The organism is Streptomyces sp. NPDC051940, assembly GCF_040680895.1.
Lineage (GTDB): Bacteria > Actinomycetota > Actinomycetes > Streptomycetales > Streptomycetaceae > Streptomyces.
Genome location: NZ_JBFAXR010000168.1, coordinates 1 through 15,551, shown reverse-complemented (window position 1 = coordinate 15,551; position 15,551 = coordinate 1). Strand labels below are relative to the sequence as shown.

The window sequence follows — 15,551 nt, the reverse complement described above, 5'->3', positions numbered from 1 at the left end:
GGCGCTCCCAGGCGTGGTCGCGGGGATCGAGGTAGGCGGCGGCCGCAGCGGTGCGAACCGCACCCGTACCCGGTGTGGCCGCCCGGCGGGGCCCGCGCCCCCGCGCCCAGCCGCCCGCAGCGGTGCGAGCCGTAGTCGGTGCGGTCGCCCGGCGGGGCCCGCGCCCTCGCGCCCAGTCGGCCGCAGTGGTGCGAACCGCATCCGTACCCGGTGTGGCCGCCCGGCGCGGGGCCAGCGCCGCCGTGCCCAACCCGCCCGCAGCGGTGCGAACCGTACCCGTACCCGGTGCGGTCGCCCGGTGGGGTCCGCGTCCCCGGCCAGCCCGGCCGGTGGCGGCCGCGCCAGGCGGCAGGGTGGTGTGGGTGCGGTGGAGGGTGGGGTTTTGGGCGGTTATCTTCTGGTTATGCGAATACGTTCCGTGGGGCTGGTGGGAGCCGGTGTCGTCGGGGTCGTGTTCGGGGGGCTTTATCTGGCCGGGCTTGCCGTCGGTGATGACGAGTTGGCCCCGGGGACCGAGGTGCGGGGTGTCGCGCTCGGGGGGCTGGGCGTTGCCGAGGCCGGTGCGGTGCTTGAGCGGCGGCAGGGGGAGTTCTGGCCGGACGAGGTGCATGTGCGGGTCGGTGCGACGGAGGACGTCGTCGGGACCGCGGCGGCGGGGTACGCGCTGGACGCCCGCGCGACCGCCGAGCGTGCCGCGCGGAGCGGGAACGACCCGGTCACCGTCATCGGCCGGCTGTTCGCCGACGGCGACCGCGACGTGGCGCCCGTCGTACGGCTCGACGAGGCCAGGGCCCGCGCCGCCCTCGGGGCCGTGGCGGCGAAGCACGACCGCGCGGCCCGCGACGGCGGGATCACGTTCGAGGGCGGCCGCCCGGTGCCCGTAGCGCCGCGGCGCGGGCAGTCGCTCGATATCGGCGCGGCCCTCGCCGCCCTGCGCGGCACCGACCCCACGGGCGAGGCCCCCGCCGTACCGCTGCCGGTGCGGCACGCCGAGCCCGAGGTCGGCGCCGCCGAGGTGGACCGGGCGCTGAAGGCGTTCGCCCGGCCGGCCATGTCCGCGCCCGTCACGCTCACCACCACCGGCGGTGGACGGCTGGCGCTCACCCCCGCCGTGGTCGGCGCCCACCTCTCGATGACCCGGGGGAGCGGCGACCGCCTCACCCCGCACCTCGACGCCCGCGGCCTGCTCGACGACCCCGCCGTGGCCCGCCGCCTGGAGCAGATCACCGACGAGGCCGTCGACGCCCGGCTCGCCCTCGACGGCGGCCGCGTCGTCGTCACCGCGGACGGCCGCTCCGGCCGCGAGGTGACGCCCGGGGCGCTGCGCGGCGCCGTACTGCCGCTGCTCACGGCCACCGGCGCCGCCCGCACCGGCCCGGTGGCCACCCGGGAGATACGGCCCACGCTCACCCGGGACAACGTCGACGAGCTGGGCATCACCGAGCAGATGTCCACCTTCACCGTCAACTTCCCCGCCGCGCCCTACCGTACGAAGAACGTCGGCCGCGCCGCGGAGCTGATCGACGGCTCGGTCGTCCTCCCCGGCGACACCTGGAGCTTCAACCGCACCGTCGGCGAACGCACCGAGGCGAACGGCTTCGTGGAGGGCGTCATCATCCAGGACGGCCAGTTCGCCCGCGCCACCGGCGGCGGCGTCTCCGCGGTCGCGACGACGGTCTTCAACGCCGTGTTCTTCGCGGGCGTCAAGCCGCTGGAATGGGGCGCACACTCCTTCTACATCGAGCGCTATCCGGAGGGACGCGAGGCGACGGTCGTCTGGGGCGCGCTGGACCTGAGCTTCCTCAACGACTCGGGCAACGCGGTCTACATCCGCACCCGGGCGACCGAGGGCTCGATCACCGTCTCCTTCCTCGGCACCCGGAAGTACGACGACGTCCAGTCGGTGAAGGGCCCGCGCACCAACGTGAAGGAGCCCGCGACCCGCGAGGGCCCCGTGCTCAAGTGCGAGCCGCAGACCCCGCTGGAGGGCTTCGACGTCACCGTCGAGCGGGTCTTCGTCGAGCGCGGCCAGGAGGTCCGGCGCGAGCGCTTCGGCACCCACTACACACCGCGCGACGAGGTCGTCTGCGACTGAGCGGCAGAGCGTTCCCCCGGGGGCTTGACAGGCCTTGGCTAACAGCATTAGCTTTATGGCTATCGGGATAAGCCTTGGAGCTTTGGGAGGGGAAACACCATGACCGAGTACCTCGACGTGGCAGAGGGCCGCATCGCCTACGACGTGACCGGTGAGGGTCCGCTGATCGTGATGGCGCCGGGGATGGGCGACCTGCGCCAGTCCTACCGGCTGCTCGTGCCGGAACTGGTCGCCGCCGGCTACCGCGTCGCCACGTTCGACATCCGCGGCCACGGCGAGTCGTCCACCGGCTGGGACTCGTACACCACGACGGCCGTCGGATCCGACTACGCCGCGCTGATCCGCCACCTCGGCGGACCCGCCACCGTCGTCGGCCTGTCGTGGACCCCGGACTCCGCGGTGGTCGCCGCCGCCGAACTGCCCGAGGAGGTGACCGGTGTCGTCCTGCTCTCCACGTGGGCCACCGCCCCCCAGCCGGGCGCGTTGATGGCCGCCCTCCAGCGGCTCGTCGTGCGGACGCCCGCGCTGTGGGCGATGTTCTACCGCTCGCTGTACAAGGGGCCCAAGCCCGCCGACTTCAAGGACTACGTGAAGGCCCTGAAGGCGAACCTGCGCGAGCCGGGCCGTACCGCGTCCTTCGTCGCCGTGGCGCTGCCGGAGTCCAAGGACTCCGGTGCCTACCGGGCCCGGGTGCACCAGCCGGCGCTGATCGTCATGGGTGACAAGGACCCCGACTTCGACGACCCGCGCGCCGAGGCGGAGAAGTACGCGAGCGATCTCGCCGGGTCCACCGAGATCGTGCTGATCGCGGACGCCGGCCACTACCCGCAGGCCGAGCGGCCCGCCGAGGTCGCGGCCGCGATGCTGCCCTTCCTCGCCCGTACGGCCGGTGCCGCCGGTGCCTAGGGCGGGCCTGTCCGCCGGCGCGGTCGTCGACGTGGCGCTCGCCGTCGTCGACGCCGACGGCGCCGCCGGCCTCACCCTGTCGGCCGTCGCCTCCCGCGCCGGGGTGGCGACGCCGTCGCTCTACAAGCACGTACGCAACCTCGCCGAGCTGCGCGGCCTGCTCACCGCGCGGGTGCTGGACGAACTCGCGGACCGGGTGACCGACGCGGTGCTCGGCCTCTCCGGGGAGGAGGCGGTGCGGGCCTTCATGCGCGCGTACCGGGCGTACGCCGTCGAACACCCCGACCGCTACGGCACGATGGACCCGCAGCCCCTGCGCGACGAGCGGTCACGGCCGGCGGGGGAGCGGGTGCTGGGCGTGCTCCTCGCGGTGCTGCGCGGATTCGGGCTGGAGGGAGCCGAGGCGGTGCACGCGGCCCGCGCCGTCCGCTCGGCGGTGCACGGGTTCGCCGTGCTGGAGGCTGCCGGGGGGTTCGGGCTGCCGGAGGACCTGGACGCGTCGTATGACGTGCTCACGGGCATGGTGGCGGATGGGCTGCGGCCCGCTGAGCAGGGCGTCAAGGGGCAGTAACGGCTCAGTAATTGGGTTGCCCTAGCGTGCGGCCACTTCCCGGTCCGCTGCCCTGCGGAGACCCCGTCGGCCGGCTGGGACGCACCTCTCGCAGCCCCTGAAGGAGCAGCCCTTCATGAACGTCCCCCGCATAGCCCGGCGCAGGCGCGCTGTCTGGGCGGCGGTCGCGCTCGCCGCCGTACTCGGCGGTTCCGCCCCCGCCGTCGCGCAGCCCGCGACCCCCAGCGCGTCGGCAGACGTCGACTCCGCGGTGCTCGACGCCGTAGCCGCCGGGAAGGAGTCACGGTTCTTCGTCGTACTGAAGGACCACGCCGACCTGTCCGCCGCGAAGAAGGCCCGCGGCCACGCGGCCAAGGCCGAGGCCGCGTTCGACGCACTGCGCAACACGGCGACCGGCAGCCAGAAGTCGCTGCGGGCCTTCCTGGACAAGGAGAAGGCGGGCTACCAGCCCTTCTGGATCGTCAACGCCGTGCTGGTGACCTCCGACGACGCGGAGCTGGTCGACGAACTCGCCACCCGCCCGGACGTCGAGCGGATCGTCCAGGAGCAGACCCACGCCCTCGACGACACCGAGCCCGCCGCCGGCACCCAGTCGATCTCGACCGACGCCGCCGTCGAGTGGGGCATCTCCGACATCAAGGCCGACCAGGTGTGGTCGCAGTACCAGGAGCGCGGCGAGGGCGTCGTCGTCGCCAACGTCGACACCGGCGTGCAGTGGGACCACCCGGCGCTGAAGGCCGCCTACCGCGGCTGGACCGGCTCCTCGACGAGCGACGACTACAACTTCTACGACCCGACCGGCGTCTGCACCACCTCGGCCCCGTGCGACAACGCCGGCCACGGCACGCACACCATGGGCACGATGGCCGGCGCCGGCGGCATCGGCGTCGCGCCCGGCGCCCGCTGGATCGCCGCCAAGGGCTGCACGACCGACCAGCTCTGCGTCGACGGCAACCTGCTCGCGGCCGGGCAGTGGATCCTCGCGCCGACCGACCGCAACGGGAACAACCCGCGGCCGGACCTGGCCCCGAACATCGTCAACAACTCGTGGGGCGGCGGCGTCACCGACTTCTACGCGGACATCGTCGCGGCCTGGAACGCGGCCGGCATCTTCGAGGCGTTCGCCAACGGCAACGACGGCAACGGCGTCACCTGCAGCACGGCGCGTACCCCGGGCGCCCAGGCGGCGACGTACGCGGTCGGTGCCTACGACTCCGCCGGGAAGATCGCGAGATTCTCCGGCTTCGGCCCGTCGCTCTTCGACGGCTCCGCCAAGCCGGACATCGCCGCCCCCGGCGTGAACGTCCGCTCCGCCTGGCCGGGTTCCACCTACCGCGCCATCGACGGTACGTCGATGGCCACGCCGCACGTCGCCGGCGCGGTAGCGCTGCTGTGGTCGGAGGCCCCGTCCCTGGTCGGGAACATCGACGCCACCCGTGCGCTGCTGAACTCCAGCGCCCGTGACGTGGACGACACGCACTGCGGCGGTACCGCCGGCATGAACAACGTCTGGGGCGAGGGCAAGCTCGACATCCTGGGCTCCGTGGACGCCGCCCCGCACACCGCGGCCGTCATCACCGGCAAGGTCACCGACCGGGCCACCGGCACCGCGCTGGGCAACGCCACCGTCACCGCGGCCGGCGCCACGGTCACCCGTACCGTCACCGCGAACGCGGACGGCTCGTACCGGCTGACGCTGCCCGCCGGGAGCTACACCTTCACCGTCTCGGGCTACGGCTATGCGACCGCCACCCAGACCGCCGAGTTCGCCGTCGGCCAGAACGCCGCCGAGGACTTCGCTCTCACCGCCGTACCGCACCACGCGGTCACCGGCACCGTGCTGGACGTCACCGGCAAGCCGCTCGCGAACACCACGGTGACCGTCGACGGCACGCCCGTCCCCGTGGCGAAGACCGACGCCTCCGGCCGCTACACCCTGCCGGATGTCGCCGAGGGCTCGTACACCGTGACGGCCGCCCCGGCCGCTCCGGTGGTGTGCAACGGCACCTACTCCGGTGCGCTGACCGTCGACGGCGACGAGACCGCCGACGTGCGACTGCCGAACCGGACCGACGCCGCCCGTACGTACTCCTGCGCGCCGGTGGCCTCGTCCTGGATCAAGGGCGTCAGCAAGGTCACGCTGTCGGGTGACGAGGACGCCACGACGATCGGCCTGCCGTTCGCGGTGAAGTACTACGGCGTGGACTACACCAGCGCCTCGGTGAGCACGAACGGGCTGGTGAACTTCCTGCAGCCGCGTCTCGGCGACTTCTCCAACACGGCGCTGCCCGCCTCGGCCCAGCCCAACGGCGTGGTCGCGGCGTTCTGGGACGACCTGGTGCTGGACAAGCGCTCCAGCGTGCAGACCGCCGTCACCGGCACGGCCGGTGCGCGGAAGTTCGCGATCGTGTGGAACAACGCCGCCATCGCCGCCGACACCTCGGTGCGGATCTCCTTCGAGGCCGTCTTCGACGAGGCCACCGGCGCGATCACGCTGCAGTACAAGGGCGTCGGCACCAGCGCCCTGCAGCGCGGAGGCTCGGCGACGACCGGTATCGAGAACCAGGCCGGCACCGACGGTCTGGGCCACTCCTTCAACGAGGCCGTCCTGAGCGACGCGACCGCCATCCGCTTCACCCCGAAGGACGCGTGATGACTGCCATCAACCGGCGGGGCCTGCGCCTCGCCTCCGCACTGCTCGCCTCCGGGCTGGCGCTGAGCGCCGCCCCGGCGGTCGCCCAGGCGGACGACAGCGAGCTGCTGACCCTGACCGACGCTCAGGCCGACGAGCTGACGCACCGGATCATGCCGGACATCTACGGCGACGGGCGCAGCCTCGACCCGCGCCAGGCCGTCGAGGACACGGCAGACGGTGCGACCACCACGGACGACTCCTCGACCACTGCCACCCCCGCGTGGAAGCTGAACAAGAAGTCGGCCGTCGAGGGCGCGCAGGGCATGGCCGCCACCTACCCGGTGGGCGGGACGGGCGGTGACTACTTCACGGTCAACGGCCTGCTGCCGATCAAGCGCTTCGGCGCCGACGGCAAGGAGCTGTGGTCGCGGGACTCGACGTCCCTGCACGAGGATTGGGGCATCAAGCCGCTCCGCGTCTACCAGCCGGAGCCGTACCCGGCCGCGGTGGTGATGGGCTTCAACGCGGTCAGCCCGTTCTCCACCGCCTCCGACCAGGGCGTCACCACCGGCGACCTGACCGGCGACGGCGTGGACGACGTGGTGTTCACGGCAGAGGTCGGCGTGTACCCGTACCGGCCGTTCACCTCGCCCGGCTCCTCGCTCCCGAACGGCACGTTCGTGACCGTGCTGGACGGTGCGACGGGCAAGACGCTGTGGTCGAAGCTGTTCGCCGCGGCGTACAACGTCAAGCTGGTCGGCAAGACCCTGGTGGTCGCGGACTCGGCGTACTACAACCTCAACTCCCCGGCCGGCTCCAAGGCGACCCTGACCGGGATCCGCTTCGGCTACGCGGACGGCAAGCTCACTCCGTCCCAGTCGTGGACGTACGACGCGGGTACCTACACCGGTGTCCTGTGGGGTGCCCTGGAGCCGATCGGCGGCGGGCTGCTGGCAGCCTCCTGGAACCAGGACCGCAATGCCACGGCGAGCCTGACGCCCTCGGGTCACACCCTGGTGATCGACACCGCGGACGGCAGCCTCAAGTGGGCGAAGACCGGCCGTAACTACGTGCGCCAGCTGCATCTGGACGCGGCCCGCGGCCGGATCGTGGCGCTGGAGCAGTCGGACTACCGGGAGGGCATGAAGTACGAGATCACCTCGTACGCCCCCGCCGACGGCACCCGCACCAGCCTGACGACGCGGATCAACGCGCTGCCGCTCGCCCTGGAGATCGGTGACCTGCAGGGCGACACCAAGCCCGAGTACACGGTCAGCGAGTCGACCGTGGACGGCGTGTTCATGAGCTCCAACAGCGTCCGCGCCCTGAACGGCGACGACGCGAGCCTGCTGTGGGCGCGGACGGTCAAGCGGCCCCGCAACGAGGGCGATGTGGGTGCGGCCTGGGGCATCCAGGTGGTGGACGGCAAGGTGGTCGCGTCCTACATGGACGACAACGACACCACCAACGCCGGCAACCGCGGGTCGATCCACTACGCCCGCCTGTCGGTGCTGGCCGGCAACAACGGCGCGGTGAAGTGGGAGAAGCGCGGCATCGTCGGCTCGATGCTGGGCACCCAGCCGTATCTGAAGGACCGCGGTTGGCGCGTGCGCACCGTGGACACGAACCAGAACGTCCTGTCGTACAACCTGGGCAGCGGAAAGCGCGAGAGCCTCCTGCCGCTGGAGGGCATCCCCTACACGGCGACGGCCACCGACATCAACGGTGACAAGAAGCAGGACCTGGTCGTCGGCGGTTCCTCCAACGGCGTGTTCGCCTACGACGGACCGTCGCTGGTCGCCGGCCAGCCCAAGCGGCTGTGGTCGGCGGTGCTGCCCGGCCGGGTGGTGCAGGTCGTCAAGGCCGACACCACCGGTGACGGCCGCGACGAGATCGTCGTCGCTGCCAGCTCCGCCGCCGCGGTCGTGGACGCCCGTACCGGCAAGGTGCTCAGCGTGATGGAGGCGCCGGCCGGTGAGTACGTGCGCAACGTCGTCGCCTCCGACCTCGACGGCGACGGTGCCGCCGAGGTGGCCGTGGGCACCGACAAGCTGCGCGCCTACGAGGGTGACGGCACCCTGAAGTGGGAGTACACCGTCCCCGCCGAGATCGGCACGCCGGCGTTCGCCGACCTGTCGGCCGCCGACGGGAAGGTGTACGCGGAGTTCCAGACCCGCGGTGTGAACCCCGGGGCGGGTGGCGTCCCGGTGGGCGGTGTCGCGGTCAACGGCAAGGACGGCTCGGTCGCCTGGTCGTTCACCCCGCAGGCGCCGGCCGGTACCACGGGTGTCGTGCTCGGGATCGTGCCGCGGGCGGCCACGTTCGCCTCGCCCGGCATCCCGTACGCCGACGGGCACGCGGTCGTCTACACCCAGATCGTCCGCACGGACGCCTCGAAGTTCCCCCCGAACACGCTGGTCAACCTGGTCCAGATCCGCGACGGCCGCACCGGTGAGCTGCTGCACGAGGTGAAGGTCGGCGGCTACGCCACGCTCGCCAACTGGTCCACCGGGCCCGAGGGGCTGGTGGAGGGCGCCCTCGCCGGACTGCGCAGCTACGGCCCCAACGGCGAGGACCGCCTGCTCAACTCGCCGTCCGACATCCGCAGCAGCTCCTTCGCCACGGGCCCGGACGGCGCCAGGGTCCTGGTGGCGACCGGCACGCAGTTCGCGACCCTGTTCGACCCGGCGGTTCTGACGGCCGGAGTGAACTACCCGAGGCCCGTCACGGAGTACTTCGCGGGCGGGGCCCGCGAGCACTTCGTCGCGGACCTCGACGGCGACGGCAAGGACGAGGTCCTGCTGCTCACCTTCGACGACTACGGCGCCGACCTCACCGCCGGCCTGGTTGGGAACGTCGTCTCCCAGCCGTACACGGCGATCCGCTCGCTGATCACCCTGTCCATCGACAAGCCCTGACCCCGACGGCGGGCCCCCGGCACCCCCGGGAGCCCGCCCCTCACGAGCCCGGAGCGGCCCGTCCCCCGTGGGCCCTCCGTCCGCGCCGTCCCGTCCACGCGAACGATCCGGGACGGCGCAGCGGGGCTCCTCGGTCCCCTGGCCGAGGGGCCCCGCCTTCGCACGCTCAGGTTCAGGGGTTACCCTGACTGCCCTCATGGACAGGGCACCCGCGGACAGCACCTCCGACGGCGCCGCCTCGCCCCCGCTGCTCCGCCTGCACCTGCTCGGCGGCTTCCGGGTCACACGCGACGGCGGTCCGCCGCTCGCCGAGCGCTGGCCGCGTCCCAGCGCCCAGGCGCTGGTGAAGCTGCTCGCCGTGGCCCCCGACCACCAGCTCCACCGCGACCAGGCGCTCGACGCCTGCTGGCCGGACGCCGACCACCAGGCGGCGCTGGGCAGCCTGCGCGTCGCCCTGCACGCCGCGCGCCGCGCCCTGGAGCCGGAGCTGCCGCCCCGCGCCGCCTCCTCGTACCTCACCACCGACGGTGTGCTGCTGCGACTGGAGCCGGACACCGTCTGGATCGACGCCGACCACGCCGAGCGCCTCGCCACCGAGGCCCTGGACCAGGGCGGCACCCTGCGGCTGGCGGCCGCGCTCGCCGCGTTCACCGGCGAGCTGCTGCCCGAGGACCGGTACGCCGCCTGGGCCGAGGCCCGCCGGAACCGGCTCGACGACCTGCGCGACCGGCTGCGCCTGGCGCACGGCGCCGCGCTGCTCGACGAGGGCGCCGCCGAGGCGGCCGCCGCCGCGGCCCGCGAGGTCCTCGGCACCGCACCCGCGGACGAACGCGCCCACCAGCTGCTGATCAGCGCCTATCTGCGGCAGGGGCTGCGCCGGCAGGCGGTGCGCCAGTTCCACGAGTGCCGCGACGTCCTCGACGCCGAACTCGGTGTCCGTCCCGGTCCGGAGACCGAGCGGCTGCATCTGCTCGCCCTGGACGGGCCGGGCGGCGGCGTCGTCTCCGTCCCCGGGTTCACCCCGCCGCCCGCGCTGCGGATACCCGCGCCCGTACGGCTGCACGGCCGCGACCGCGCGCTCGGCGAGCTGCTCGCCCCCGCCGCCGCCCCCGTGCAAGTGCTCGGCGGGGAGGCGGGCCTGGGCAAGACCCGCCTGGTCACCGAGGCCGCGCGGCGGGCGGCCGAGGACGGCGCCGTGGTCCTGTGGGGCGCCGGGCACGACGCCGAGGGGCGCACCCCGTACGGCGCGTTCGTCGAGGCGCTCGACGGCTGGCTCGCCGGGCGGCCCGCCGCCGAACGGGCCCGAGCCGGCGCCGACTACCCGGAGCTGGCCGCGCTGCTGCCGTCCCTCGGCCGGATCGGCGCCGACACCGAGCGCAGCCCCGAGGAGGAGCGCGACCGGCTCTTCGCCGCCACCGTCGCCCTGCTGCGCGACCTCGCCGCCACCGCGCCCGTCCTCGTCGTACTGGACGATCTGCACGCCGCGGACACCGGCTCCTTCCAGCTGCTCAGCCATCTCGCGCGCCGCTCCGCGGGCGCCTGGCGCTTCGCCGTCACCTACCGCGTCGAGGAGCTGGCCGAGGACGATCCGCGCCGCGCCGCCCTCGACTCCCTGGAGCGCGCCGGGCTGGCCCGTCACCTGCGCCTGGCGCGGCTGGGCCGGGACGACTGCCTCGCCCTCGCGGCCGACGCGCTCGGCCTGCCGCCGGGGGCGCCGGTCCCCGAGCGGGTGTGGGACCTGTCGCTGGGCAACCCGCTGTTCGCGCTGGAGCTGGTCCGTGAACTGGGGGAGGGCGAGGCGGAGCACGCGCCCCAGGGCGTACGGCAGCTGGTCGCCGCGCGGCTGGCCCGGCTGGCGCCCGCCGCCCGCCGGATCGTCGAGGTGGTGGCCGTCACCGGCGACCACGCGGCCCTGTCCGAGGTGCTGGACGTCGTGGCCTCCCTCGGCGACCCCCTGGAGCCCGCCGAGGCCGCGGCCGGGGCGGAGGCGGCCGTCGCCGCCGCGGTGCTCGCCGAGCGCGACACCGTCGTCGACGGACGCACCGTCGCCGGCCTCGCGTTCCGCCACCCCCTGATCCGGCTGACCTGCTACGAGCAGCTCTCCGCCGCCCGCCGCCGGCTGCTGCACTCCGGCTACGCCGACGCCGTACGCCGCCGCCGGCCGGACGCCGTCGACACCCTCGCGGCGCATCTCACCCGCGCCGACGACCCGCGGGCGACCGCCTATCTGCGCCAGGCCGCCGAACGCGCCGCCGCGCTGTGCGCCAACGACACCGCCGACCACTACTACGCCGAACTCACCGCGCGCCTGGACTCCCTGGCCGCCGAGGCCGCCTGGGCGCGCATCGACCGCGGCGCGGTGCTGCAGCGCATGGGCCGGTACGACGACGCCGCCGCCGTCCTGCGCGAGGCGATCGAGGAGCTGCGGCGCCGCGGTGACGAGGACGGCCTGGTGCTGGCCACCGGCCGGCTCGCGGACGTGCTGGTGGGCTCGCGCGCCGCCGAGGACGGCCTGGCCCTGCTCGACGCGACGCCGCCCGGTCCGCGCACCACACCGCGCTCGGCAGCCGCCCACCGCACCGGGCGCGCCGTGGTGTGCCTGGTGCTCGGCCGGTACGCGGAGGCGCTCGCGGCGTCCCGGGCGGCCCGCGCGTACGCCGGGCAGGTGACCGGCCCCGAACAGCGCGCCCTGCTGGCCCGCAGCCTGTCGCTGCAGGCCACCGCGCTCGCCCTGGCCGGCCGGTTCGCCGAGGCGGGCCCGATCGCCGAGGAGGCGCTGCCGCACGCGGAGGCGTTCGGCGAACCGCGGCTGCTCGGCTCCGTGCTGTCCGTGCTGCGCGAGCAGGCCCGCCGCGCCGGCCGGCTGCGCGAGGCCATCGCCACCGGCGGCCGGGCGCTGAAGCTCGCCGAACGGGCCGGTGACCGGGCGGGCATCGCGTTCGAGCAGGCCAACCTCGCGGAGCTGCACCTGCTGCTGGAGGAGGCCGACGAGGCGGGCCGCCTGGCCCGCGCCGCGGAGAGCTCACCGCTCGGCTGGTCCACGCCGTACGCCCAGGTGGCCCTCGCCCGGGTGCTGTTCCGCACCGGCGAGGGAGACCCCGAGGAGCCGCTGGACGCGGCGCTGCGCACGGCGACGGACAACGCCGACCGGCAGGCGCAGAACGAGGCGCTGACCGCGCAGGCCGAGTGGCTGATCCGGGGCGGCCGCCCCGACGAGGCGCTGGAGCTGCTCGACCGGGTGACGGGCGGCGCGTACGTCACCGCCTGGGCGCACCTTGCCGCGGGCCGCCCGGAGCGCGCCGCGGACCTGGCGGAGGCGGAGGTCGTACGGGCCTCGCGCACCGGCGAGCGCCTCACGGAGACGGCGGCCCGTACGGTCCACGCGGCGGCGCTGGCGGCGCAGGGGCGTACCGCGGAGTCGGCGGCGGCCTTCGAGGAGGCGTCACGGCTGGCGGCGGAGCTGCCGTTCCCGGCCGGGCAGCAGGGGATCGAGCGGGCGCGGGCGGAGAGCAGTCGCCCTTAGGTCGCAGGCCGCCCCTACGCCGCACCCCGCAGCCGCAGTGCCGCCAGCGGTACGAACCCGCCACCGTCCCCCGAGGTGTCCGCGTCCCGCCCGGAGAGCCGGCGGAGCATCGCGAGCGCGATCCGCTCGCCCTGGTCCTTCGCCCGCTCGGCGACCCGCCCCTGGTGCCGCCCGTCGACGGCGGCCCGCCACAGCTGCACCCACCGCCCGAAGTGCGCGGCGGTGAGCGGCGCGCGCTCGTGCAGGACGGCGTGCGGGGCGAGCGGGTCGCGGCGGTAGGCGGCGCCGCGCAGCAGCGCGCGCTCCCAGAAGTCGGCGATGTGCGGCAGATGGGCCTCGAGGCCGGTCCCCGCGAAGTACGGCCCGATCAGCGGATCGGCGAAGGCCGCCCCGTAGAACGCCCGCAGCAGCGCCTCGATGTCCGCGCGCCCGGCGATGTCCGCCGGGGCGTCCTGCCGTACGTACCCGTCCATACGTCCAGTGTCGCCGACGGAATTCCAGAGTCCGCCCAGAGGCCGATGATCGGCAGACCGGCCTCCGGGCGGCGGCGCCCGCCGGAGATCACGGCTGACGGCAGCCAGGCTGTGCGGGGGCCGTTGTCAGTCGTCGGCGGTGCTCCACTGGTGCTGCCGCACACGGTGCCATGTCCCTGACCGGTCCCGCGCGGCGACCCGTCCCGCTGTCCCGTATGCAGCGAAATGAAGGCCCCGGTCCAGCGCCCTCGCCGCGAGGAAGCCCGCCGCCACCACCGCCGCGCCGCCCACCGCGTCCAGCAGGTAGTGGTTCGCCGTACCCATGATCACCGCGGCCGTGGCCAGCGGGTAGAGGAAGCCCGCCCAGCGCAGCCACCGGTAGGGGGACAGGCGCCACAGGACCAGGGCGCACCACAGGGACCAGCCGATGTGCAGGGACGGCATCGCCGCGTACTGGTTGGTGAGGCCGGTCAGGGCGCCGAACGACGGGTCGTCGAAGTCCTGCGGGCCGTTGCGGGTGTCGATGTAGCCGAGGCCCGGCATCAGACGGGGCGGGGCGAGCGGGTACGCCCAGAAGCCGACCAGGCCGAGGAGCGTGGCGAAGGCGAGCGCCGCGCGGTACACGCGGTAGCGCGCGGGGCGGGTGACGTACAGCCACGCCAGCAGCGTCATCGGGACCAGGAAGTGGAACGTCGCGTAGTAGAAGTCCATGCTCGCGCTGAGCCACGCCGTGTCCGCGACCTGGTGGTTGAGCCCGTACTCGATGTCGATCCCCAGCGCCCGCTCCACCGACAGGATCTGGTGGCCGTGGCCCTCGGCCAGCTCCCGGCCGTCCGGGGCGAGGCTGCGCACGTACGAGTAGAGCCAGTAGCCGACGCGGATCAGGAGGAGTTCGAGCAGGAGGTTCGGGCGGGTGAACCGGCCGGCGGCCACCGGCCGCTCCCACACCGGGCTGGTACGCGTCAGGAACGGCACCGCGCACGCCGCCAGCAGCGCGGCGATCAGCGTCGCGTCGTCGCCGACGAACGCCAGCGCGTCCATCTTCGGCACCAGCGCCTTGCTCTGAAGTGTCATCACCAGCACCGTGAACACCGGCCACACCAGCCGGTCCTGGGTGCGCCGGCCGACCCGGCCGACCACCGCGAGCAGGATCCACAGCTGCTGGTGCTGCCAGGTCGTCGGGGCCACCGCGATCGCCGCGCACCCCGTGACGGCCGCGGCCAGCAGCGGCTGCCCGTCGCGGGCGTAGCGCGCGGCCCGCCACAGCGCGAGCGCGGCGACGCCGGCGCCCAGCACCACCGCCAGCGCGACCTCCACCGGACCGGTGAGCCCCAGCCGCAGCAGGGCCCCGTGCAGCGACTGGTTGGCCAGATCGCCCGAGTCCCCGCCGGCGCCCGCCCCGGCGACGTGGTGCATCCAGTACGCCCACGAGTCGGACGGCAGCGCCGCCCAGGCCACCGCGGTGGCCGCGGCGAACGTGCCGGCGGCGGCGAGCGCCGCGGAGCGGCGGCCGCACAGCCACAGCAGCGGGGCGAACAGCAGCACCGACGGCTGCAGCGCGGCGGCGATCCCGATCAGCACGGGGCCGGAGCGGCGCCCCGCGTACAGCCAGCCGGCCACCGTCAGCAGTACGGGCAGCATGCTCATCTGGCCCAGGAAGAACGTGTTGCGCACCGGCAGCGCGACGGCGACGAGGATGACCGCCACCGGCGGCGCCAGCAGCCGCGTCCGCGCGCTCACCGGCTCGGGAAGCGCCCGCGCGGCGAGGACGCCCAGCACCACGACGAGCAGCAGCGTGCCGAAGGTCCACGCGACGCCGAGGCTCTGCTCGGCGGCCCGGGTCAGCGGTTTGAGGACCAGCCCCGAGAACGGCGTGCCGGTGAACGTGCCGTCGTCGTACAGCGAACCCCGTGTGCGCAGCGCGCCGTCCGTGCCCGTCCAGGCGTCCAGGGCCGGCATCCGCTCGTCCGCCGGAACCCGCAGCACCGCCGCGGCCAGCCGCGCCGCGAGGAGCCCGGCGAGCAGCCACAGCCCTCCGAGCACCAGGGCGCCGCGCCCCCCGAACCCGCCGTCCGCCGTGCCGGGGCCCGACGCCCCGTATCCCTGCGTCTGTGCCACGCCGCGTCCGTTCCTGTCGTCCCGAGCCCGGGCCGACCCGGGGGCCGGCCGCGCAGCACCCGCCCCCTTGATCGAGGACGCGAGCCACCCGCGATCACCTGACCGCAGTACTCGGTTAACAGATGAGATCCGCGTCACTCGCGCCCGCGCGGCGGACACGGACGGGATTCGCCCAGGGGGGTGAGTGCGCCCCGGCTTGGCGGGCCCGACGAGGTCCCACGGCATCCTCGGGGTCCGCCCCCGCCGGGGGAGGCGCGGCGATCCCGCCGGAAGACCTGGTGTCGCTGACCATCGACGGCGTCGAGATCAGCG

Annotated in this window: 8 protein-coding genes; 6 read left to right on the top strand and 2 right to left on the bottom strand. The window is 74.5% G+C overall.

Annotation, left to right across the window (positions count from 1 at the left end; genetic code table 11):
* Positions 1–403: 403 nt before the first annotated feature.
* The 6 genes from AB0M28_RS36525 to AB0M28_RS36500 all read left to right on the top strand — a co-directional run bounded on the left by AB0M28_RS36525 (position 404) and on the right by AB0M28_RS36500 (position 12,648).
* A complete protein-coding gene (locus AB0M28_RS36525; protein WP_365414462.1) occupies positions 404–2,095 on the top strand; it encodes a VanW family protein in 1,692 nt (563 codons plus the stop codon).
* 99 nt (positions 2,096–2,194) lie between these two features.
* Complete coding sequence (locus AB0M28_RS36520; RefSeq protein ID WP_365414460.1) at positions 2,195–3,001, top strand: alpha/beta hydrolase; 807 nt, start codon at positions 2,195–2,197, stop codon at positions 2,999–3,001.
* Positions 2,994–3,572, top strand: a complete 579-nt coding sequence (locus AB0M28_RS36515) for a WHG domain-containing protein (protein ID WP_365414458.1) — start codon at positions 2,994–2,996, stop codon at positions 3,570–3,572. Before AB0M28_RS36520 ends, AB0M28_RS36515 begins: the two co-directional genes overlap by 8 nt.
* A 115-nt stretch (positions 3,573–3,687) precedes the next feature.
* On the top strand, positions 3,688–6,225 hold the full coding sequence (locus AB0M28_RS36510; protein WP_365414456.1) for a S8 family serine peptidase: 2,538 nt from the start codon (positions 3,688–3,690) through the stop codon (positions 6,223–6,225).
* Positions 6,225–9,125, top strand: coding sequence for a hypothetical protein (locus AB0M28_RS36505; RefSeq protein ID WP_365414454.1), 2,901 nt, complete (start codon positions 6,225–6,227; stop codon positions 9,123–9,125). Before AB0M28_RS36510 ends, AB0M28_RS36505 begins: the two co-directional genes overlap by 1 nt.
* A gap of 196 nt (positions 9,126–9,321) precedes the next feature.
* On the top strand, positions 9,322–12,648 hold the full coding sequence (locus AB0M28_RS36500; protein ID WP_365414452.1) for an AAA family ATPase: 3,327 nt from the start codon (positions 9,322–9,324) through the stop codon (positions 12,646–12,648).
* Positions 12,649–12,662: 14 nt separating this feature from the next.
* On the opposite strand, the gene AB0M28_RS36495 is transcribed toward AB0M28_RS36500, so the two are convergent.
* Together AB0M28_RS36495 and AB0M28_RS36490 are read right to left on the bottom strand one after the other, a co-directional pair.
* Positions 12,663–13,121 carry a group III truncated hemoglobin gene (locus AB0M28_RS36495; RefSeq protein WP_365414451.1) on the bottom strand — a complete coding sequence of 153 codons (459 nt, stop codon included), beginning with the start codon at positions 13,119–13,121 and terminating at the stop codon, positions 12,663–12,665.
* 126 nt (positions 13,122–13,247) lie between these two features.
* Positions 13,248–15,167 (bottom strand): bifunctional glycosyltransferase 87/phosphatase PAP2 family protein, encoded by a 1,920-nt coding sequence (locus AB0M28_RS36490; protein WP_365414464.1) that lies wholly within the window; start codon positions 15,165–15,167, stop codon positions 13,248–13,250.
* Positions 15,168–15,551: the final 384 nt, after the last annotated feature.

What these genes read in the sequence shown, in the direction of transcription:
- AB0M28_RS36525 (WP_365414462.1), top strand. Translation starts at nt 404, where the DNA reads ATGCGAATACGTTCCGTGGGGCTGGTGGGAGCCGGTGTCGTCGGGGTC.
- AB0M28_RS36520 (WP_365414460.1), top strand. Translation starts at nt 2,195, where the DNA reads ATGACCGAGTACCTCGACGTGGCAGAGGGCCGCATCGCCTACGACGTG.
- AB0M28_RS36510 (WP_365414456.1), top strand. Translation starts at nt 3,688, where the DNA reads ATGAACGTCCCCCGCATAGCCCGGCGCAGGCGCGCTGTCTGGGCGGCG.
- AB0M28_RS36505 (WP_365414454.1), top strand. Translation starts at nt 6,225, where the DNA reads ATGACTGCCATCAACCGGCGGGGCCTGCGCCTCGCCTCCGCACTGCTC.
- AB0M28_RS36500 (WP_365414452.1), top strand. Translation starts at nt 9,322, where the DNA reads ATGGACAGGGCACCCGCGGACAGCACCTCCGACGGCGCCGCCTCGCCC.
- AB0M28_RS36495 (WP_365414451.1), bottom strand. Translation starts at nt 13,121, where the DNA reads ATGGACGGGTACGTACGGCAGGACGCCCCGGCGGACATCGCCGGGCGC.